Source organism: Litchfieldia sinesaloumensis (assembly GCF_900156865.1).
Taxonomy (GTDB): Bacteria; Bacillota; Bacilli; order Bacillales; family Bacillaceae_L; genus Ferdinandcohnia; species Ferdinandcohnia sinesaloumensis.
The window spans coordinates 3,406,500-3,426,359 of the sequence record NZ_LT732529.1 but is presented as its reverse complement, the minus strand read 5'-3'; the positions used below and the strand labels follow the sequence as shown (position 1 = coordinate 3,426,359).

21 protein-coding genes are annotated in these 19,860 nt (G+C 39.5%); 10 read left to right on the top strand and 11 right to left on the bottom strand.

What is annotated here, in order from left to right; translation table 11 throughout:
* Nucleotides 1-4: 4 nt before the first annotated feature.
* Nucleotides 5-2,227 (bottom strand): YhgE/Pip domain-containing protein, encoded by a 2,223-nt coding sequence (locus CZ490_RS16840; protein ID WP_077619992.1) that lies wholly within the window; start codon nt 2,225-2,227, stop codon nt 5-7.
* A gap of 91 nt (nt 2,228-2,318) precedes the next feature.
* Nucleotides 2,319-2,891: a TetR/AcrR family transcriptional regulator gene (locus CZ490_RS16835; protein ID WP_077619991.1), complete on the bottom strand. Its 573-nt coding sequence runs from the start codon at nt 2,889-2,891 to the stop codon at nt 2,319-2,321.
* A 410-nt stretch (nt 2,892-3,301) separates the two neighbouring features.
* Between CZ490_RS16835 and CZ490_RS16830 the strand changes: the two genes are divergently transcribed.
* The 6 genes from CZ490_RS16830 (at nt 3,302) to CZ490_RS16805 (ending at nt 10,973) form a co-directional block, all read left to right on the top strand.
* Nucleotides 3,302-4,603 carry an ABC transporter substrate-binding protein gene (locus CZ490_RS16830; RefSeq protein WP_077619990.1) on the top strand — a complete coding sequence of 434 codons (1,302 nt, stop codon included), beginning with the start codon at nt 3,302-3,304 and terminating at the stop codon, nt 4,601-4,603.
* A gap of 113 nt (nt 4,604-4,716) precedes the next feature.
* Nucleotides 4,717-5,577: a carbohydrate ABC transporter permease gene (locus CZ490_RS16825; protein ID WP_077619989.1), complete on the top strand. Its 861-nt coding sequence runs from the start codon at nt 4,717-4,719 to the stop codon at nt 5,575-5,577.
* Nucleotides 5,577-6,398 carry a carbohydrate ABC transporter permease gene (locus CZ490_RS16820; protein WP_077619988.1) on the top strand — a complete coding sequence of 274 codons (822 nt, stop codon included), beginning with the start codon at nt 5,577-5,579 and terminating at the stop codon, nt 6,396-6,398. The genes CZ490_RS16825 and CZ490_RS16820 overlap by 1 nt, the downstream gene beginning before the upstream one ends.
* Nucleotides 6,399-6,457: 59 nt before the next feature.
* Nucleotides 6,458-7,477, top strand: a complete 1,020-nt coding sequence (locus CZ490_RS16815; RefSeq protein WP_077619987.1) for a LacI family DNA-binding transcriptional regulator — start codon at nt 6,458-6,460, stop codon at nt 7,475-7,477.
* Nucleotides 7,478-7,579: 102 nt separating this feature from the next.
* On the top strand, nt 7,580-9,265 hold the full coding sequence (locus tag CZ490_RS16810) for a glycoside hydrolase family 13 protein (RefSeq protein ID WP_077619986.1): 1,686 nt from the start codon (nt 7,580-7,582) through the stop codon (nt 9,263-9,265).
* A 46-nt stretch (nt 9,266-9,311) separates the two neighbouring features.
* Complete coding sequence (locus tag CZ490_RS16805) at nt 9,312-10,973, top strand: glycoside hydrolase family 13 protein (RefSeq protein ID WP_077619985.1); 1,662 nt, start codon at nt 9,312-9,314, stop codon at nt 10,971-10,973.
* Nucleotides 10,974-11,016: 43 nt separating this feature from the next.
* Here the strand turns inward: CZ490_RS16805 and CZ490_RS22420 are convergent, their stop codons facing one another.
* Both CZ490_RS22420 and CZ490_RS16800 read right to left on the bottom strand, forming a co-directional pair.
* Complete coding sequence (locus CZ490_RS22420) at nt 11,017-11,166, bottom strand: hypothetical protein (RefSeq protein WP_159439983.1); 150 nt, start codon at nt 11,164-11,166, stop codon at nt 11,017-11,019.
* Nucleotides 11,167-11,180: 14 nt separating this feature from the next.
* Nucleotides 11,181-11,459, bottom strand: a complete 279-nt coding sequence (locus CZ490_RS16800; protein WP_077619984.1) for an alpha/beta-type small acid-soluble spore protein — start codon at nt 11,457-11,459, stop codon at nt 11,181-11,183.
* 484 nt (nt 11,460-11,943) lie between these two features.
* Here CZ490_RS16800 and CZ490_RS16795 point away from each other — a divergent pair, with 484 nt between their 5' ends.
* Both CZ490_RS16795 and CZ490_RS16785 read left to right on the top strand, forming a co-directional pair.
* Complete coding sequence (locus CZ490_RS16795) at nt 11,944-12,222, top strand: HU family DNA-binding protein (RefSeq protein ID WP_077619983.1); 279 nt, start codon at nt 11,944-11,946, stop codon at nt 12,220-12,222.
* 419 nt (nt 12,223-12,641) lie between these two features.
* The gene (locus CZ490_RS16785; protein WP_077619981.1) at nt 12,642-12,944 is read left to right on the top strand and encodes a YwdI family protein; all 303 of its coding nucleotides are present in this window, start codon (nt 12,642-12,644) and stop codon (nt 12,942-12,944) included.
* Nucleotides 12,945-13,145: 201 nt separating this feature from the next.
* Here the strand turns inward: CZ490_RS16785 and CZ490_RS16775 are convergent, their stop codons facing one another.
* From CZ490_RS16775 to pxpB, 3 genes are read right to left on the bottom strand one after another with little or no spacing between them, the layout of a single operon-like run.
* Entirely contained in the window at nt 13,146-14,072 is a 927-nt protein-coding gene (locus tag CZ490_RS16775; RefSeq protein WP_077619979.1) for a 5-oxoprolinase subunit C family protein, read from the bottom strand.
* Nucleotides 14,073-14,079: 7 nt separating this feature from the next.
* Complete coding sequence (gene pxpA / locus CZ490_RS16770) at nt 14,080-14,841, bottom strand: 5-oxoprolinase subunit PxpA (RefSeq protein WP_077619978.1); 762 nt, start codon at nt 14,839-14,841, stop codon at nt 14,080-14,082.
* Nucleotides 14,828-15,550 (bottom strand): 5-oxoprolinase subunit PxpB, encoded by a 723-nt coding sequence (gene pxpB / locus CZ490_RS16765; protein ID WP_077619977.1) that lies wholly within the window; start codon nt 15,548-15,550, stop codon nt 14,828-14,830. The genes pxpA and pxpB overlap by 14 nt, the downstream gene beginning before the upstream one ends.
* A gap of 95 nt (nt 15,551-15,645) precedes the next feature.
* On the opposite strand from pxpB, the gene CZ490_RS16760 reads away from it, so the two are divergent.
* Nucleotides 15,646-16,017, top strand: coding sequence for a DUF423 domain-containing protein (locus CZ490_RS16760; protein ID WP_077619976.1), 372 nt, complete (start codon nt 15,646-15,648; stop codon nt 16,015-16,017).
* A 37-nt stretch (nt 16,018-16,054) separates the two neighbouring features.
* Here CZ490_RS16760 and gerQ read toward each other — a convergent pair whose 3' ends face one another.
* The 3 genes from gerQ to hemQ all read right to left on the bottom strand — a co-directional run bounded on the left by gerQ (nt 16,055) and on the right by hemQ (nt 17,996).
* Nucleotides 16,055-16,555, bottom strand: coding sequence for a spore coat protein GerQ (gene gerQ, locus CZ490_RS16755; RefSeq protein ID WP_077619975.1), 501 nt, complete (start codon nt 16,553-16,555; stop codon nt 16,055-16,057).
* A 57-nt stretch (nt 16,556-16,612) separates the two neighbouring features.
* Nucleotides 16,613-17,035 carry a cell wall hydrolase gene (locus CZ490_RS16750; protein WP_077619974.1) on the bottom strand — a complete coding sequence of 141 codons (423 nt, stop codon included), beginning with the start codon at nt 17,033-17,035 and terminating at the stop codon, nt 16,613-16,615.
* A gap of 208 nt (nt 17,036-17,243) precedes the next feature.
* Nucleotides 17,244-17,996, bottom strand: a complete 753-nt coding sequence (gene hemQ / locus CZ490_RS16745; RefSeq protein WP_077619973.1) for a hydrogen peroxide-dependent heme synthase — start codon at nt 17,994-17,996, stop codon at nt 17,244-17,246.
* A gap of 292 nt (nt 17,997-18,288) precedes the next feature.
* Between hemQ and pta the strand changes: the two genes are divergently transcribed.
* A complete protein-coding gene (pta, locus tag CZ490_RS16740) occupies nt 18,289-19,260 on the top strand; it encodes a phosphate acetyltransferase (protein WP_077619972.1) in 972 nt (323 codons plus the stop codon).
* A gap of 160 nt (nt 19,261-19,420) precedes the next feature.
* Here the strand turns inward: pta and CZ490_RS16735 are convergent, their stop codons facing one another.
* Complete coding sequence (locus CZ490_RS16735; protein WP_077619971.1) at nt 19,421-19,849, bottom strand: MarR family winged helix-turn-helix transcriptional regulator; 429 nt, start codon at nt 19,847-19,849, stop codon at nt 19,421-19,423.
* Between the last annotated feature and the right edge of the window lie 11 nt (nt 19,850-19,860).

Below are 19,860 nucleotides of genomic sequence, written 5' to 3'. Positions count from 1 at the left end.
CCCTTTAATTCATTTCAACCTGAACATTTTCCTTTTTCATCTGAATAGCAAAATACCCAATAGTAACGGCCATGAATGCTACCGTATAGGTTAAGAGAATCAAGTTGTTATGCCACATGTAGGCAAAATCACCGCTTGATATTACCGCCTTAAAGGACTGAACGGAATAGGTCATTGGCAACAATGCGTTGAGTGGTTGTAATACATTTGGAATTAACTCAAGCGGGAAGGTTCCAGCACTTGTTGTTAATTGTAAAATTAAGACCACAATTGCAATGAAGCGTCCAGGGTCACCCATCATGGAAACAAGCATTTGCACTAACGTTAAGAAAACAAAGCTTGTGATCACGGATGTGACAAAGAATAATGGCAAACTTGCGACCTCAATTTTTAAACCTGTTAGTAAAATGACATCGACAAGTGCTGCTTGAACGACCCCGATAATGGCCAATACACCAAATTTACTAAAGAACCAGCGGAATGCATTTTTAGGTTGAATCACAGGTTCTTTAAGTTTGAACACAATAGACATTAGCAATGCGCCAACAAATAAACCAAGTGAGATAAAATAAGGTGCGAATCCTGTTCCATAGTTAGGCACGGTGTTAATTTCCTGCTTTTTAACCGTAACAGGATCACCCATCATGTCATACGTTTCGTCGTTAGCTTCAACCGAATTTGCCTGCTCTGCACCTTCTGACAATTTTTCAGCAAGTTCAGTCGAACCATCAGCTAGTTGAACGGTACCTTCTTCTAATTGCTTCGATCCGTCTGCAAGCTGTCCGGCACCATTTTGTAATTGACCAGCGCCGTTTGTTAATTGGCCCATACCAGTTGTTAAATCATGGGCACCGTTATTAAGTGCAACAGAGCCATTATACAGTTGGCTAATTCCTTGTTGTAAACTGATTTGACCATTATTCACCTGTTGAAGTCCGGCTAATAACTGGTTAAAAGAAGGACTTGTTTGTGTTTTTAATTGGTCTTCTAAACCAGCTGTTGCTGCACCTAATTGTTGATGAAGACCCGTTTTGAATTGGCTAAAACCTTGATCTAATCCACTTGCAATTCCAGATGAGATGCCTGGTTTAAGTTGCCCCGCTAATTGTTGTTCCAGTTGTTGTTGCAATTGTTCTTTCGTCGGCTGTCCTTGAGCCATTTGCGCAATAATTGCAGAAGCCTGCTCGCTGCCTAATGAACTTTCAAGTGCAGCTTTTAGCTGACCCAATTGCTGTGTTTGTGAAGCAATCATTTGACCGGCCAACTTTTCAGACAAGCTAGCTGCAATTCCATTTGTAAGCTGTTCGGATAGTCCAGTGCCAAGCTTTGTTTCTAGCTCATCAAGACCAACGTCAACTTGGTTAACACTTTCGTTAAGCTGGGCAGAAACACCCGCAGCAATTTGTTTGGGAAGTTCTTCCTTCATAAGGGCAACTCCGTCTTGAACTTGGTTTGTACCATCTACTAAAGTTGGAAGTTTCCCGTTGATTTCCTCAAGCCCAGCTTTTACTTGATCTGTTCCAGAAGCAAGGTCGGTTGCGCCGGAAGAGGCCTTTTCCACACCGTCAGTGAATTCAATAGATTTTGAAGCTAATAAGGCTAAATTTTCTTCCAATGTTTTCGAGCCGTCATTTACTTTTGCTATACCTTCAGCAAGTTGCTCGGACCCATCACTTGCTTGAGTTAACCCGTCTGCTAAAACTTGAACCTTATCAAACATTGTCTCAGCATAGGTAGCTGTGACATTCTTTGAAATTTCAGCTTTGATTTTTTCAATCGCTGTTTCTCCAATTTGTGAAGATAAAAAGTTTGTGCTTTCGTTTGGCACATATTTAAGTTCTAATTTTTGCGGTTGGCTATCTAACAAAGTCGTTGCATTCATTGAAAAGTCTTCAGGAATCTCAACGAGCAAATAATAATCTCTGTTTTCAAGCCCTTTATAACCTTCTTCCTTTGATACCATATGAAAATCAAAGGTGGCATTATCAGAAAGCTTATCGGTCAGCTCTTGTCCAAGCTGTAATTCGTCCCCTTCAAAATCAGCTCCAGCATCCTGATTTACAATCGCAACCGGTAAATCCTTCATATGGTCATACGGATCCCAAAAGGCCCAAAGGAACATTCCGGCATATAGGACCGGTACAAAGGCCACTGCTAAAATCGGAATAAGGATTTTTCGATTGGAAAGGATGTTTTTTAATTCAGCAAAAAAGGATGATCCCTTCATATAAAATTCCTCCTAAATAATTGACTGTTTTGTTCGAATGGTCATTTTTGACCAAATAAATGGGTCCTCAAATTGAGTACCCTTGATATGGCTATTTTTCTAATCCATTGAAGAAATACAGCTTAAATAAATGTGATATTTCTTCTTTTTCAAGCGGTTTGTGATTTCGTTCCCAGTCAAAAATTAACGAAACATACAGCTTTAACATGACAAAAGCAGTGATTTCAGGGTTGCATGGCTTAATCTCATCACGGTCGATCGCTTCTTGAATGATGCCCTTCATATAGTTGATGATTGCTTCCTCAACACGTTGTACGACTTCAACAACAGCTTGCGTCCCGATATCCCTTTCCTCTTGAAAAAGCTTAATTGTTAACTGATGGGATTTTCGAAATTCGAGCAATCGAAAGAGCACCCGGTGTGCATTATCATAAAAGGTACTGTTTTTATCCATCGCTTCCTCGGCTACGATCTTCATGTCCTGAATGAGCGTACTGGTGATCTCGTCGAATAATTCCTCCTTATTTTTAAAAAAGCTATAGATTGTGCCTTTTCCGACATTTGCAAGCTTTGCAACTTGATCCATTGTCGTTGCCTTGTACCCGAATAAAGAGAATGATTTTGTAGCAGCTTCAATGATGAGTTGTTTTCTATCAATCGCCAACGTAGATCACCCCATTCTTAGTAATTTGACCAAATGAGGAAATTGGTCATTTGGTTTATAACGAAAAATATATCACAACAAAAACTATATTGCAAGTATCCATTCAAAAGGAGAGATCATGGAAATTATGAAAACGATTAAACTTTTTTGTTGTAATTCAATTTGCCCCATGCTAATATAAATCTTGTAAGAGGAATGCAACCGCTTGCGCAAAGTTGTGCAAAGAAATAAAATGATGTAAAACGCAGTATATTCAATGAAATCTACTTTTATAACTTAATGGTAATGTGTAGAGAGTAGAGGGTAATAATCTTAATTTCGACAAAATTGTCTAAAATTATGCAAACGATTGCCAAAATCCGGTGCAACGGTTCCTTCCTTTTAAAAAATGAATAAATGGGGGTTTTACCATGAAAGCAAAGAAACTGATTCCTACAGTAATGACACTCTTATTGCTATTAAGTGTTGCTTTAGTAGGATGTTCTTCAAAAGAAGAAGGCTCAAGTAAAGGTGAAAGCGGTTCAAAAACAACAGTGGATATCTTCCAATTCAAAGTAGAGTTTAAAGATCAATTTGAAGCAGTTGCAAAGCAATATGAAGAATCACATGAGGGTGTAAAGATCAACATCACAACTGTTGGTGGCGGGGAAGATTACGGAGCAGCACTTCGTTCAAAGTTTGCTTCTGGTGAAGAACCAACTATTTATAATATTGGCGGACCTCAAGACGTTGCAGACTGGACTGATAACTTAGCAGATCTTTCTGATACAGCAGCAGCTAAAGTAGCATTAGAAGGAACACTAGAAGGTGTTACACAAGATAACAAAGTCTTAGGACTTCCTTTTAACCAAGAAGGCTATGGCTTAATTTACAATACCGCAGTATTTGAAAAAGCTGGAATCAATCCAGAAGAAATTACAACTTACGCTGCTTTAGAAGAAGCGGTTAAAACATTAGATAGCAAGAAAGATGAACTAGGTTTAGATGCTGTGTTTGCCTTACCTGGTAAAGAAAAATGGGTGACAGGCTTACATTTATCAAATGCATTCTTATCACCTGAATTTGAAGGAAATGTATTAGGAACATTTGATGCTAAATCTGTAGACTTTAAATATGGTGATGCATTTAAGAAAGTATTAGATTTACAAAATGAGTATTCTGTTCAACCGACAGTAAGCTTAGATTATGCAATGCAAGTAGAAGAGTTATTCTCTACTGGACGTGTGGCAATGATTCAACAAGGTAACTGGGTATATGGTTCAATCGCAGGTATTGATGAAGAGCTTGCAAACAGTGGCGTTAGCATCCTGCCAATTCCTGTTGAAGGCTACAAAGAAGACTCAATCCCAGTTGGTATCCCAATGTACTGGGCTGTAAATAGTCAAAAAGATGATGCCGAAGTAAAGGCAGCAAAAGATTTCCTAGATTGGTTATATACATCTGAAGAAGGAAAAACAGCTGTACTAGAGGACTTCAAATTTATCCCTGCGTACGATGGCTTTGACGCTTCAAAAGTATCTGATCCACTAGGAAAAGCAGTATATGAATATGCAACTGAAGGAAGAACCATTCCTTGGGTATTCATGGGCTACCCTACTGGTTGGGGAGAGCAACAGCTTGGTGTTAATATTCAAAAATACATCAGTGACGAAATGAGCTGGGATGACCTTGTGAAGGAATCTCAAAAAGCTTGGGAAGACTCTAGAAAATAATAGATCAGACCTTACAATAGAAAACAAGGCAGCATGGGGTTGCTTTGTTTTCTATTTTTAGAAGAACGTAAATAAAAATTTTTCGGACTTCGAGCAATTGGAGGAATTATACTATGCGAAACCGGAATCTGTGGTATTGGTTATTCTTAGCACCTACACTTGTGGCACTTGGTGTTGTTGTAGTCGTACCATTAATTTTTGGAACCTATTACTCGTTTACAAACTGGAACGGAATCAAGATCACCGAGTTTGTAGGAGTTGAACATTATCAAAAGCTTATCCAGGATAAAGAATTTTTGAACTCTCTATGGTTTACAGTGAAATTTTCAGTAGTGTCCATCTTTTTGATTAATCTATTTGGACTTTCACTAGCATTGCTCGTAACGCAAAAGCTGAAAACTAACAAAATTTTACGAACAATCTTCTTTATGCCGAACCTAATTGGAGGACTCATCCTTGGGTTCATCTGGCAGTTTATTTTCATGAAGGTATTTGCAAGCATCGGAGATATAACGGGTATTGCGGCATTTAAAGGCTGGTTATCTACGGATACTACTGGTTTTTGGGCATTGGTTATTCTAATGAGTTGGCAAATGGCAGGTTATATCATGATCATTTACATTTCCTATTTGGAAAGTGTACCGCAAGAATTGCTAGAAGCAGCAGAGATCGATGGAGCAAACAGCTTCCAACGTTTTAAAAATGTTACATTCCCTCTTGTTGCACCAGCATTTACAGTAAGTTTGTTTTTAACTCTATCAAATACATTTAAATTATATGACCAAAACTTAAGCTTAACAGGCGGTGGTCCCTATAATTCAACACAAATGGTAGCGATGGAAATTTTTAAAACGGCGTTCTCAGAGAACAACTATGCATACGGACAGGCAAAAGCGATTATTTTCTTCTTAATCGTAGCCGCTATCTCTTTAACACAGGTTTACATTAATAAGAAACGGGAGGTCGAGATGTAATGAAAAGTAAAAAAAGAAAATTATATTTACTTGAAATTGTAGGTGTTGTCCTTGGCCTACTCTGGCTCTCCCCTTTCTACTTAATGATAGTAAACTCTTTTAAGACAAAACGTGAGATTTTTACTGATACGCTAAAGTTACCAGATGTATTTACATTTGATAATTATATTCAAGCATTTGAAGAGCTTGATTTTATCCGTACTTTCTTTAACTCTGTACTGATTACGGTATTAGGTGTTGTGGTCATCATCTTCTTCTCATCGATGGCAGCTTATGCCTTAAACCGTCGAAAAGGAAAAATAAGTGGATTGATTTTCTTCCTTTTTATCGCAGCCATGTTAATTCCGTTTCAATCAGTTATGATTCCGCTAGTATCATTATTTGGTAAAATAGAACTATTAAATCGTTTTGGAATTATCTTAATGTATCTCGGGTTTGGTAGTAGTTTATCGATTTTCTTATATCATGGATCGTTACAAGGAATACCTAAGTCGTTAGATGAAGCAGCCACAATTGATGGAGCGAACAGATGGCAGATTTTTTGGCACATCATTTTTCCGATGTTAAAGCCAATTTCAGTAACAGTAGCCATTTTAAATATTATCTGGATTTGGAATGACTATCTATTACCTTCCCTTGTTATTAACCAAGAAGGAATGCACACCATTCCATTGAAGATGTTCTTCTTCTTCGGTCAATATACGAAACAATGGCATTTAGCTCTTGCAGGATTAACGATTGCGATTATCCCAGTAATTCTTGTGTATTTCATCATGCAAAAACACATTATTAAGGGAGTTGCAGAGGGTTCTGTAAAATAAGATTTGAATAATCAAAGTCCGATAGACTCGGGTACTTTTTATATAAACGGAGGGTGTTTATGGCTATTACAATAAAAGATGTTGCAAAAGAGGCAAATGTATCGCCTTCCACTGTCTCAAGGGTCATTGCCAATAACCCTCGAATTAGTGAAGAAACGAAAAAACGTGTACGAGAAGCGATGGAAAAGCTAGGGTATCATCCAAACTTTACAGCTCGAAGTTTAGCGGTGAAAAGCACGGCAACAATTGGAATTGTAATGCCATTTTCCGCATCCCATGTGCTTCAAGATCCTTTCTTCCCAGAAGTCATAAGAGGAATCAGCGTACAAGCACGTGAGCATAAGTATGGAATCTATCTTTCAACAGCCGGAACAGAGGATGAAATCTTTGAGGAAGTAGTAGGAATGGTACAAGGCCGCCGTGTGGATGGTTTGATCCTACTCTATTCCCGGACTGATGATCGTTTAATTCAATATTTACAGGAAATTGATTTCCCATTTGTAGTGATTGGTCGCCCTGTTTTTGGCGCGGAACGCATTACGCATGTGGACAACGATAATATATATATAACGAAGGTCGTAACAGACCATTTACTTGAATTAGGACATACAAAAATTGCGTTTGTCGGCTTTAATCAAGACTTTGTTGTGATGGTCGATCGTTTAGAAGGTTATAAACAAGCTCTTAGTGGGGCTGGACTCCCATTTAATGAAGACTATGTCATTCATAAAAGTACATTAAGTGAAGGGAAAAAGGCTATTCAATCTTTTCTGCAATTAGTAGAGCCTCCTACAGCGCTAGTTTGCACAGATGATTTCATTGCGATTGAGTTAATGAGTCATCTAGAAGAGATGAAGATTCGCGTACCAGAGGATGTTTCCATAGCAAGTTTCAACAATGTGCTACTTGCTCAATATTCGAAGCCTCCCCTCACCTCAGTGGATATTGACATTTTTCAGCTTGGAGTTGAAGGCTCAAGCTGTTTGATAGAAAAAATTAAAAATCCGAGTGTTTTACCGAAACGGATTACAATACCAGCGAAATTAATCGAGCGGAAGTCGTGTGCGCGGATTAAGTAGAACTGAATGTTTAAAAAGGTGTCGGTAATCAGTCAAAGTATTATTCATTGTGACAGTTTTACCGGATTTTTTAACATTCGCTAGAAAGTGAGTGAATGGGGAATGGAAAACAAAACATGGTGGAAAGAAAGTGTCGTGTATCAAATTTACCCAAGAAGCTTTAAGGATACAAATGGTGATGGAATTGGAGATTTAAAGGGGATAACGGAAAAGCTGGATTATTTAAAGGACCTAGGTGTTGATGTAATCTGGCTCTCCCCTGTCTATCAATCGCCTAATGACGACAATGGATATGACATCAGCAACTACCGCGAAATTATGGCGGAATTCGGGACTATGGGCGATTGGGAAGAGCTCCTTTCGCACATACATAATCGCGGGATGAAGCTCATGATGGACTTGGTTGTAAATCATTCTTCGGATGAACATGAATGGTTCCAAAAGTCTAGAGAGTCAAAGGATAATCCGTACCGGGATTACTATATTTGGCGTCATGCAAGAGATGGCAAGGAGCCAAATAATTGGGAGTCAATCTTCAGTGGTTCAGCATGGCAATATGACGATCAAACCGAGGAGTATTATTTACATCTATTCAGTAAAAAGCAGCCTGATTTGAATTGGGAGAATCCCAAAGTGCGTGAGGAAGTCTATGACCTTATGACCTTTTGGCTTGAAAAAGGAATCGATGGCTTCCGTATGGATGTTATAAATATGATTTCAAAGGTTCCGGGATTACCAGACGGTGAACTACGGGAAGGGAAAAAATATGTCTCTGGTGCACCATTTTATATGAATGGACCTCGAATTCATGAATTTTTACAGGAAATGAACCAACAGGTACTTTCTAAGTACGATATTATGACCGTTGGTGAAATGCCTGGAGTTGATACGATTGAAGCCCAAGCATATACAGGGGCTGACCGTAATGAACTCAACATGGTTTTCCAATTCGAGCATATGGATTTGGACTCAGGCCCGAATGAAAAATGGGATGTACGCCCGTTTAAGTTACAAGATTTAAAACAGACCTTTACGAAATGGCAAAAGGGTCTGGAAGGAACAGGCTGGAATAGCTTGTATTTGAACAATCATGATCAGCCAAGAATGGTGTCAAGATTCGCGGATGATGGTGAATATAGAGTTGAATCTGCAAAGATGCTCGCAACATTCTTGCATATGTTGCAAGGAACTCCATATATATACCAAGGTGAAGAACTTGGAATGACCAATGTTCAGTTTGAATCTATTGATGAATACAAAGACATTGAAACCCTTAATATGTTTAAGGAAAAAGTGGAAGCGGGTGTTGACCCAGAGCGGGTAATGCAGTCAATCTATGCGAAAGGTAGAGACAATGCACGAACACCGATGCAATGGGATGAAAGTGAGAACGCTGGTTTTACAACAGGCACACCTTGGCTTTCGGTGAATCCAAACTACAGTGAAATTAATGCAGCAAATCAAATTGGAGACCCAAATTCAGTTTTTCACTACTATAAAAGATTGATTGAATTAAGAAAACAGCACGAGATTATTGTCTATGGCTCTTATGATTTGTTGTTACCAGATCATCCAACGATTTACTCATATACTAGAACACTAGTTGACGAAAAGGTACTCGTTGTACTAAACTTCGCAAAAGAATATTCTTTATTTACGCTGCCTAAAGATTGTAGCTATAAAACACAAGAATTATTGATTAGTAATTATGATGTGGACCAAAATGATTCAATCAAAGAAATCGAGCTAAAGCCATATGAGGCACGAGTATATCGATTAACGACTTGATGGAGGAAGAGAACCACTTGTAAAAACAGGAAGTGAGGACACAAAGATGAAACAAGCATGGTGGAAAGAAGCTGTTGCTTATCAGGTTTATCCAAGAAGCTTTATGGATTCGAATGGTGACGGTATCGGAGATATACAAGGGATCATTACCAAACTAGATTATCTAAAAGATTTAGGAATTGATGTTATTTGGATTTGTCCTGTTTATAAATCACCAAATGACGACAATGGATATGATATTAGTGATTACCAGGATATTATGGAGGACTTTGGAAATATGGCGGATTTTGATGAGCTATTAGAGGAGACCCATAAACGTGGAATGAAGCTAATCATCGATCTAGTTATTAACCACACGAGTGATGAACACCCGTGGTTTATTGAATCTCGTTCTTCAAAAGAGAACCCAAAGAGAGATTGGTACATTTGGCGCGATAGTAAAGACGGGAAAGAGCCGAATAACTGGGAAAGTATCTTTGGTGGACCAGCATGGGAGTTTGATGAGGCAACAAATCAATACTACATGCATATTTTCTCCACTAAACAACCAGACCTGAATTGGGAGAACAAAGAGGTTCGAAAAGAGCTTTATAATATGATTAATTGGTGGCTTGATAAAGGAATAGATGGCTTCCGCGTCGATGCAATCAGCCATATTAAAAAAGTTCCAGGTTTTCCAGATATGCCGAATCCAAATGGCCTAAAATATGTTTCTTCGTTTGATGGTCATATGAATCGTCCAGGGATTCAAGAGTTTTTACGCGAATTGAAGGAAGAAACTTTTGCAAAATATGACATTATGACCGTTGGTGAAGCGAATGGTGTTAGTGTTGAAGGAGCAGAAGAATGGGTTGGAGAAGAAAAAGGAAAGTTCGATATGGTGTTCCAGTTCGAGCATTTAGGTCTTTGGGATGACGAGAAACAAGAACTAGATGTGGTTGGACTCAAAAAGGTATTAACAAGATGGCAAAAAGGGTTAGAAAATATGGGCTGGAACGCATTATTTATTGAAAATCATGACCAACCACGCGTTGTTTCCAATTGGGGAAATGATCAGGAGTATTGGAAGGAAAGTGCAACGGCGCTAGGTGCAATGTACTTTTTCATGCAAGGAACTCCGTTTATTTACCAGGGACAAGAAATAGGTATGACAAATGTTCAGTTCCAATCCATTGAAGAATATGACGATGTAGCGACTAGGAATTTATATCACGAAAAACGAGCAGAAGGAGTCTCGCATCAGGAAGTTATGGAGACCATTTGGGCGACAAGTCGGGATAATTCACGAACTCCAATGCATTGGTCAAACTCTGATAATGCTGGTTTCACAACAGGTCAGCCATGGATGGGTGTAAATCCAAATTATGTAGACATCAATGTTGAACAACAGTTGGCAGATGAAGATTCTGTACTGCATTTTTATAAAAAAATGATCATGCTAAAAAAATCGAATAACTTGTTCACGTATGGTACGTACGATTTGTTGTTAGAGGAAGATTCTCAATTGTATGTTTATACACGTACCCTCGGCGAGGAGAAAGTGATTGTCGTAACTAATTTATCTGAGGTACATGCTGTTTGTCATGTGCCAGAGGTTGAATTTAAGCACGGTGCTTTAATGCTATCAAATTACAGTGTTGAGGCACATCAGGCTACGGAATCAATAGAACTAAAGCCGTATGAAACAAGGATATATCGTTTAGCATAATGATTGAGACCCCTACCTCAGATAAGGTTTAGGGGTCTTTGAGTTATTTATGGTGTTGGCCGGGCTCCCCTACTTCATTTCCTGATGTGTATTCATAACTTGCTTCATAGCCAGACTCCCTAGCCTTTGGACCTTTCGCAACTTTATACTGACTATGGTTGGATTGGCCTTCGCGATTTTTTTTATTAATCATGTTTACATCCCCTCTTATTGACGTTTGTTTAAGTTTTCCTGCGCCATACGAACCATTTCTTTAACCATGTTACCACCAATATTCCCCCCCACTTTACCAGCTTGCTGGGAGGTTAAACTACCGTTGTACCGAGTGTTTAGAGGGATTCCTAATTCCTTTGCTACTTCATACTTCACATGATCAGGGTTGGCAGGGTCTGTTTTATAACCTTGATTTCTCATTACGGTTGCTTTAAATTGGTCAAGTTCTGGTCGTGCTTCCGGAACAAGTGGGCGGCGTTTTTTACGGGCCATTTTTGAACTCTCCTTTCGATTTACCTTTTTTCTAGTATTTCCAAGTATAAATACTAGAATTTCGGTAAAACTTGGTAGTAACGAATCTTTATAAAATTTTGGCTGGCTATTATCTAAAAGATTGTTGCTTTTTTGAATAAACAAACCTATTGATTATAGCAGAAGGTGGCGACTCCAGCGGGAAAAGCGTGAGACTTGAGACCCCACAGGAGCGGTTAGCGACGAGGAGGCTCAAGCCACGCCCGCGGAAAGCGTCCACCTGGAGCGGAAATCAATTATATCAATTACAAAATATTTGCGAAAACAGCCAAATTTTTTAAGTAAATCATGATTTTTTAGTTTGAAAAGCTTGTTTTTTGGCTAATCTAGTGATGTAATTACTTATACCATTAGTTTAATAGGAAGAATTTTACCTTAATTCTTGCGAACCTATGAAAAAAGTGGTAAAAAGAATATGTGCTTATTTGGAGAGGAGAATTGAACAATGAACAAAACAGAATTAGTCAGTGCAGTTGCTGAAAGTGCAGAACTATCTAAAAAAGATGCAACAAAAGCTGTTGACGCAGTATTTGAAGCAGTTCAAAATGCATTAAGTAGCGGAGATAAAGTACAATTAATCGGATTCGGTAACTTCGAAGTTCGTGAGCGTGCTGCTCGTAAAGGCCGTAACCCACAAACAGGTGAAGAAATCGAAATCGCAGCTAGCAAAGTACCTGCTTTCAAACCAGGTAAGGCTCTTAAAGACGCAGTTGCTGGTAAGTAATATTACATAACCTGCGTTAATACCCCTTAGAGACGATCTGAGGGGTTTTTTATTACCCTGAGACTCTTTGTGCAATCGGTTGTATAAAAGCCCTCACAGGGAATGCTAGATTGTCAAAATGTGAGTTTGACGTTGCTCTTTGTCCGTGGGAAAATAGGAGTATCGAATATCGTAATGGATAAAGGTAGTGTAGGGATGCAAAAGAGAGTCAATTGCTTAAAATGCAAACATTTTTATACGACATGGGATCCGAAGTTTCCAAGGGGATGCCGCGCATTTAATTTTAAGACGCAGGCAATGCCATCAATTACTGTTTTTAGATCCTCTGGGGCTCATTGTATGAAGTTTGAGGAAAAACAGTTGAAGACTGAGCAAAAACCTTCCTACAACATAGACATCCAGGCATAGGAGTGACAATTGTGAATATATCTGTTGCTAAGATTTTAGATAAAATGCAGCTTGAACTGCAAACCGCAAAAAATGAAAGAAATGAACAGAAAATCAGAGAGCGGTTAATGGCGATTCGAACATTATGTGACCTCGTGTTAGATGAGGCACCTGCTGAAGTGAAGCCGTTTGAGGCGGTGCGAGTACCTACGCAACCAATGCAGCAAGTGCAGCCGTTTGTGCAGCCGATATCGGTGCAACAACCGACAACGGTTCAACAATCAACAAAATTAGAAGAAGACGATGCAAACGGAGACTCCCTATTCGATTTTTAACCGAATCGAATAGAGGGTCTTTTTTTGTATTTAGGGGTTTGTCCCTTATATAGAGTGCAATGTCCCATAAAGTGGACGGTGTGTCCCATATAATTAGGTTTGTGTCCCATATCCCGACTCCTGTGTCCCATATAATCTGAGTTATGTCCCATAAAGTTCCACAAGGCTAGTTTTAGCAATAAAAACACCTCCACAGGGCAATTACCCTTGGAGGTGTTGAAGAAATTTTTCTCTTTTTTTATAAAGCTCATGTGCTTGCTCGATACTACTGCGCATAAATCGAACTTTCCCCCCTGTTGCGAGTTGCGCAATTTTATACATATCAACTGAAATGACAGTGGCAACTCGCGGGTATCCACCTGTAGTTTGGCGGTCTGCTAACAAAATGATTGGTTCGCCACTACTAGGCACCTGAATGCCGCCAAGCGGGATTGCGTCAGATGGAATTTCTAATTGCTGTTTATGTTGCAGTGGTTTTTCCCCTTTTAGTCGGTAGCCCATTCTATCCCCCTGTACAGCTATAAAAGTCTCTGAAAAAAACTGCTGAATCGCATCGTCTGTAAAATAGTTCTCGTGTGGACCAGGAATTGATCGAACGGTAATCTCCTTTTCAAATTTTGGAATAAGGTGGCGCGCTAGTCCCCTATTTTGCTGAATTCTACTAACTTGTCCATATAAAATGTCTCCGTCTTTTATTTCAGTTCCGAGCATTGCCTTCGCATAATAGGATTTGCTCCCAAGTACCTTTTCTGCCTTAAAACCACCAGCAACAGCTAAATAGGAACGGGTCCCAGAAATGGGTTTACCAAACTTAATGATATCTCCCTTTTTCACATCAAAGGACTTCCATAACGGGGCTTTGTTATCGTTTACAGTCATACTTAAATTTGCTCCACTTACTACGATAGTCGCCCTGTCAGCCTCTACCCGAAGTGTTGGGCCGAGCATGGTAATTTCAAGCACAGCCTCCCCTCTTGGATTGCCGACAAGTAGGTTTGCAAGTTGGCTTGAATAGGAATCCATTGCCCCACTTGTAACGACTCCGAATTGCTGATACCCATAACGACCTAAATCTTGAAAGGTGGTATAAAGCCCCTTTTTTAGAACGGTAAAAAGCGGTTGTCCCAAATCAATTTCACCCCCTGACGCACTTTATTGTAATGCCTTCTAAGTTGAGTGCATGTCGTAATTCTTGTACAAATTGAAGTGCATGGCTATTATCACCGTGTACACAGATTGAGTCAGCTTTAATGGGAATGGTTTCGCCACAAACTGTTTGGACGGTTTGTTCTTTTACCATTTGCAAAACTTGTTTGATGGATTCATGCGAGTCATGTATAACTGCATTTGGTTCAGCCCTAGGTGTTAAGGTTCCGTCGGGCTGATAGGTCCTGTCAGCAAACACTTCAGATACGGTTTTGAGGCCATATTTTTCTCCTGCTTCTATTAGCTTACTACCAGCAAGTCCATAGAGTGCAAGTGATGAGTCAAACGCTAAAACAGCTTTAGCAATGGACTCAGCCAGGCTAGTATCGACAGCAGCCATATTATAAAGGGCGCCATGTGGCTTTACGTGTGTGAGTTGTACATCATGTGCCTGACAAAAGGCAGCAAGTGCGCCAATTTGGTAGAGAACGAGATTGTAGACATCATGGGGTGAAATAGACATCGCTCTCCTACCGAAGCCAACAAGGTCCTGGAAACCAGGGTGGGCCCCGACAGCAACATTAAATTTTTTTGCTAATCCAACCGTTTGATTCATAACGTATGGATCGCCTGCGTGAAAGCCACAAGCGATGTTTGCGCTTGAAATAAAAGAGAGAATTTGTTCATCATTCCCGATTTTGTAGGCACCAAAGCTTTCCCCTAAGTCACAGTTCAAATCAATCGTTTTCAATAGATATCACCTCGACCTTGTAAGTATTTTCTTTTACTAGATTTTCAATTTCCTTGTATTCCCCAGTTGAAATAGGTTTAAAGCGAAGATAGTCCCCTGCTTTAAGTAAAAAAGGATTCGTTTTTTCTGGGTCAAATAAAGGAACTGGGGTTCTTCCGATGAGGTTCCATCCTCCCGGTGATTCGAGCGGGTACACCCCTGTTTGGTCACCACCAATGCCGACTGCTCCTTTTGGAACTTTTAGTCGCGGATTGGCAAGACGTGGTGTCGTGAGTACGCTTGGAAGTCCCTTTAAATAAGGGAAGCCAGGTAGAAATCCAAGCATATAGACAAGATAATCAACAGTGCTATGTATGGAAATGACGTCCTCGGTCGATAGTCCATGCCTACTTGCAACAACCTCAAGATCCTCACCATCGTAACACGTGGGTAGAATAATTGTTCTCTTATAAAAGGATCTTTCTTCAGTATGGCTCCCTCTACAAATCTCGGATAGGTGTGCAGCAAGGTTTTGATAGGTTGTGAGAATTGGATTAAAATAAACGGTGATGGATTGTAGAGCTGGGACTAGTTCAATAACCCCTTGTATATCTGCTTTTTCAATATGTTTGGTGATGTGTTGGATTGTACTCTGTAAACTCTCTGATGGCTCAGCCCTGAATACAATCTGCATGGCCATATCTCCAACAGGTAAAATCTCATAGTCCATATTAAAACTCCTTTGTGGTATAGAGTCCTACTACTATCTTATAATGAATATGATAATATAAAAAATGGATTTTTGAAAAAAGGTGGAGAATAAGTATGAAGTTATTTTTAATAGTAGGAGCAATCAATGCATTTCTTGCGGTTGCGCTTGGTGCCTTTGGTGCGCATGGATTAGAAGGGAAAATTTCAGAAAAGTATTTAAAAACGTGGAATACAGCGGTTCAGTATCAAATGTTTCATGCAATTGGGTTGTTTGTGGTTGCGTTTTTGGCGGACAAGTTTTCACACGTAAGTCTAATTACAACGGCAGGATGGAGCTTGTTTGTCGGAATTATCTTGTTCTCAGGAAGTTTATATGTTCTAAGTATTTCTGGAATTAAGGTCCTCGGTGCCATTACACCGCTTGGTGGAGTCGCTTTTTTAATAGGTTGGACCTTATTAATTGTAGCTGCAGCTAAACATATGTAACAAGGAAAAGGAGTGTCTCATGGACACTCCTTATTATTTACCGTGGTGGATAATTTACGAGGCCAGCTCCGGCGCCGAATGGATAATCATATTCGATTTCTTCGTCGAATGTGACATATTGTAAGTAGACCATTAACAGTAGATAGCGCATGCCTGTTTGTGGGTCACTTAAAACAATGTGATCACGACCAGCAGCTTCTACCACACCTTTGAATACTTTCGCTTCGTTTGTATTATCAAAGCCCATGTATACAGTAGCTAACTTCCCTCTATTTAAGCGGAGAATGTTTTCAATATAGGATTCTTCTAGTGGAAGCATTCCTGGAACTTGGTTTGTAGTGCCCCCCGTAGGGAATTGTGTTGGCATTGCAGGTACCTGCATTGCCGGTTGTTGCTGCTGTTGCTGGTATGGATAGCCATATGCAGCAAACTGGTTTGGATCCATATAACCTCCAAACTGACCATAGCTTTGAGGGTTATACCCGTAAGCAGCATATGGATTTTGTGCAGCTTCTCTTTGATTATTATCTTTACTCAATGTAAGCCCTCCTCAGAATGTAAAAGTTTTTCTCTTTTTAATAAAAGGCAAAGTGCCTTAGAAAACATCAGGACAATCCTCCCGGGTTGGTTGGTAGAAGCAGTGTGCTTTAAAACGTCCTACGTTCCACTGGTTAAACCATTGGGCTGGACAGGTCCCTGGTGGTTCAAAAAACCACAGTGAAAATTCAGCAGGATGGAATCGCTCCCCTTTTAGTACCCTTCGTGCAAGAGCAATTTCCGATGGTCTTGCTGCTTGATAAAAGTAGCCCTTTTGTGTTGCTTCAAAGCCTCCTGGACTTTGAAAAACCATCTTTCGAATGGTTGTAATATCTTTAAAATCTAGACAACGAGACCTCGCACGGTTTACTCCGACATTACCTACTAAAAGCATACCTAACTTACCTTCACTTTCAGCCTCTGCACGCAACAACCTTGCCAACAGTTTTACATCTGCTTCCGTATGCGCTACTACCGCCATCTTTCCACCTCACTTACCAAAAGAAGACTGAATGAAAAAAGTCTCTTTACTAACGTATTGTTTAGGTGAGAGATGGGTTACTACTTTTTGCGTATTTTTTGGGATTTTTGACTAGAATTATTTTTGCGGTTTCATCATTGAATTGTATGAGGGTTTGTTTGGGAATATGATTGCAGATAGAAAAAAGAGAGGGAGGCCCCTCTCTTTTTTAGTCGACATGTAAAAAGTGTGTAACTTTTTCTTCAGTTAAAATGTTTCCTACGAAGAATGCTCCGAATTCACCATAACGTGCACTTACTTCGTCAAAGCGCATTTCATAAACAAGCTTTTTGAATTGAAGTACATCGTCTGAGAATAAGGTTACTCCCCACTCGTAATCATCAAATCCGACTGAACCCGAAATGATTTGTTTTACGATTCCGGCATATTGGCGACCAATCATACCGTGGCTACGCATAAGCTCTTTACGCTCTTCCATAGAAAGCATATACCAGTTGTCGTTTCCGTCACGGCGCTTATCCATTGGATAGAAGCATACATATTTGTTCTTTGGTAGGATTGGATATAAACGTCCGCGTACATAAGGATTTTGATAAGGATCCTCGTTGCTATCGCCTGCTAAGTAATTACTTAATTCAACAACAGAAACATACGAATATGTAGGAATTGTGTATTCAGCTAGTTTTGTTTTGTTAAACTCTGTTTCGATTTCATTTAGTTCTTCCATTGTTGGGCGAAGGACCATCATCATGAAATCAGCCTTTTGTCCAACGATTGTGTATAATGCATGACTTCCTTGGTTTTCGCTTTGTGTTTTGTTCCATTTGTCAACTAAACCAAGAAATTCTTGAATTGCTGATTGCCGCTCCTCACTTGAAAGAGTTTTCCAAGATGTCCAATCGATTGAACGGAAATCATGTAGGCAATACCAGCCATCAAGCGTTTGTGCTGCTTCAGCCATTGCTATCACTCCTTGTATTTCGCATAGAATATGTATTCACAAATACTATATCATAGTTTCTCCTATAGCCAAGTGAATAAACCTAAGACAATTTTGTGAACGTAAGAGAGTGTGAGTAATTTGTCTGGTAGTTGGGAAAATTGAAGATAGTGACATAATACTGTCACAGTTTTTTTGAGGCTTATTGGTTTTATTTTATGAAAAAAAGCCGTATTCTTATGGTTGGCAGTTTTGCAGGGCTACTCAATAGCCAAATTTACATATGGAATTTATTATCCAAGGAGGAGTAAACGTGAGCGATTTATTTACTCAGTTAAAAGAAAAAGTGTCTGGTAAGGAATTGAGAATTGTATTTCCTGAAGGACTAGACGAACGTATATTACAAGCAGTTAGCCGTTTGGCAAGTGAGAAGGTACTAGTACCAATCGTGGTTGGTGAGAAGTCTGCGGTTGAGAGCAAAGCGAAGGACCTAGGCGTTTCACTTGAAGGCGTGGAAATCTATGATGCTGATTCCTACCCTGAGTTTGAACAGCTTGTTGCTTCATTTGTAGAAAGACGTAAAGGAAAAGCAACTGAAGAGGATGCACGAAAAATTCTTAAAGATGAAAACTATTTCGGGACAATGCTTGTGTACACAGGTAAAGCACAAGGTCTTGTAAGTGGCGCAGCCCATTCTACAGCGGATACGGTCCGTCCTGCACTTCAAATCATTAAAACAAAGCAAGGCGTTAAAAAGACTTCAGGTGTTTTCATTATGGTACGTGACGATGAGAAATATGTATTTGCTGATTGTGCGATCAATATTTCACCGGACAGCCAAGATTTAGCGGAGATTGCGATTGAGAGTGCAAACACAGCAGAAATGTTCGACATTGAGCCGCGAGTAGCAATGCTTAGTTTTTCAACAAAGGGATCTGCAAAGTCTCCTGAAACGGAAAAGGTAGTAGAAGCGGTTAAATTAGCAAAAGAAATGAATCCTGCTTTAGTGTTAGACGGGGAATTCCAATTTGATGCGGCGTTTGTTCCATCTGTTGCTAAGAAAAAAGCGCCAGACTCTGTGATTAAGGGAGACGCAAATGTTTTTGTATTCCCAAGCCTTGAAGCAGGTAATATCGGTTATAAAATCGCACAGCGTTTAGGAAACTTTGAAGCGGTAGGTCCTATTTTACAGGGCTTAAACCAACCGGTTAATGACTTATCACGCGGTTGTAATGAAGAGGATGTTTATAAACTCGCATTGATAACAGCAGCTCAAAGCTTATAACTAGGAGAAATGGCCATGTCGTTGGGGGACATGGCCGTTTTTTAGGTATTTTTTTGCTAGCAACAGTATTTTTCATTTAGTGCCAGTATTTCTAGATTAGTGTCAGTATTTCAGTACTAGCAGCTATAATCGAAACGACCACACTTACAACAATCCTGTATTAGATTCCCCAATCTATTTTTAAGACCCTTTTTAGCAATTCTACCTGTTCTTCCCCAATTTTTTTGGTGATCTTCTGTTCAATCGTTGCTTTTAAATCCTCATTATTTTCGTAGCATTCTTCGCCAAGCGGGGTTAGCTCAATACACTTTAGCTTTTTATTGTTTTCAGCATTCATAACATTGACTAGACCTTTTGCTTGTAAGTTTTTTATGAATTTATGTGTGGCTTGTCTTGAAATGTCTACATTTTTTGACACATCTGCAATGGTAGGCTGTTTTTTATAGATTCGTGACATGATATACCATTCTGAATTTGAAATGGTGATGTCACTCGTATCGTTCCATAATTTTTCGGCCAAACTGCGCAGTTGGTTATGTCGTTCGCTCAATGAATCAAGTAAATCTAAGTGTTCTAATTTAGGGTCCATAAATCTCACTT

Bases quoted from the DNA above. Each gene is read 5' to 3' on its own strand.
- CZ490_RS16840 (WP_077619992.1), bottom strand. From the start codon at position 2,227: ATGAAGGGATCATCCTTTTTTGCTGAATTAAAAAACATCCTTTCCAAT.
- CZ490_RS16830 (WP_077619990.1), top strand. From the start codon at position 3,302: ATGAAAGCAAAGAAACTGATTCCTACAGTAATGACACTCTTATTGCTA.
- CZ490_RS16825 (WP_077619989.1), top strand. From the start codon at position 4,717: ATGCGAAACCGGAATCTGTGGTATTGGTTATTCTTAGCACCTACACTT.
- CZ490_RS16820 (WP_077619988.1), top strand. From the start codon at position 5,577: ATGAAAAGTAAAAAAAGAAAATTATATTTACTTGAAATTGTAGGTGTT.
- CZ490_RS16815 (WP_077619987.1), top strand. From the start codon at position 6,458: ATGGCTATTACAATAAAAGATGTTGCAAAAGAGGCAAATGTATCGCCT.
- CZ490_RS16810 (WP_077619986.1), top strand. From the start codon at position 7,580: ATGGAAAACAAAACATGGTGGAAAGAAAGTGTCGTGTATCAAATTTAC.
- CZ490_RS16805 (WP_077619985.1), top strand. From the start codon at position 9,312: ATGAAACAAGCATGGTGGAAAGAAGCTGTTGCTTATCAGGTTTATCCA.
- CZ490_RS22420 (WP_159439983.1), bottom strand. From the start codon at position 11,166: ATGATTAATAAAAAAAATCGCGAAGGCCAATCCAACCATAGTCAGTAT.
- CZ490_RS16800 (WP_077619984.1), bottom strand. From the start codon at position 11,459: ATGGCCCGTAAAAAACGCCGCCCACTTGTTCCGGAAGCACGACCAGAA.
- CZ490_RS16795 (WP_077619983.1), top strand. From the start codon at position 11,944: ATGAACAAAACAGAATTAGTCAGTGCAGTTGCTGAAAGTGCAGAACTA.
- pxpB (WP_077619977.1), bottom strand. From the start codon at position 15,550: ATGGACTATGAGATTTTACCTGTTGGAGATATGGCCATGCAGATTGTA.
- CZ490_RS16760 (WP_077619976.1), top strand. From the start codon at position 15,646: ATGAAGTTATTTTTAATAGTAGGAGCAATCAATGCATTTCTTGCGGTT.
- CZ490_RS16750 (WP_077619974.1), bottom strand. From the start codon at position 17,035: ATGGCGGTAGTAGCGCATACGGAAGCAGATGTAAAACTGTTGGCAAGG.
- hemQ (WP_077619973.1), bottom strand. From the start codon at position 17,996: ATGGCTGAAGCAGCACAAACGCTTGATGGCTGGTATTGCCTACATGAT.
- CZ490_RS16735 (WP_077619971.1), bottom strand. From the start codon at position 19,849: ATGGACCCTAAATTAGAACACTTAGATTTACTTGATTCATTGAGCGAA.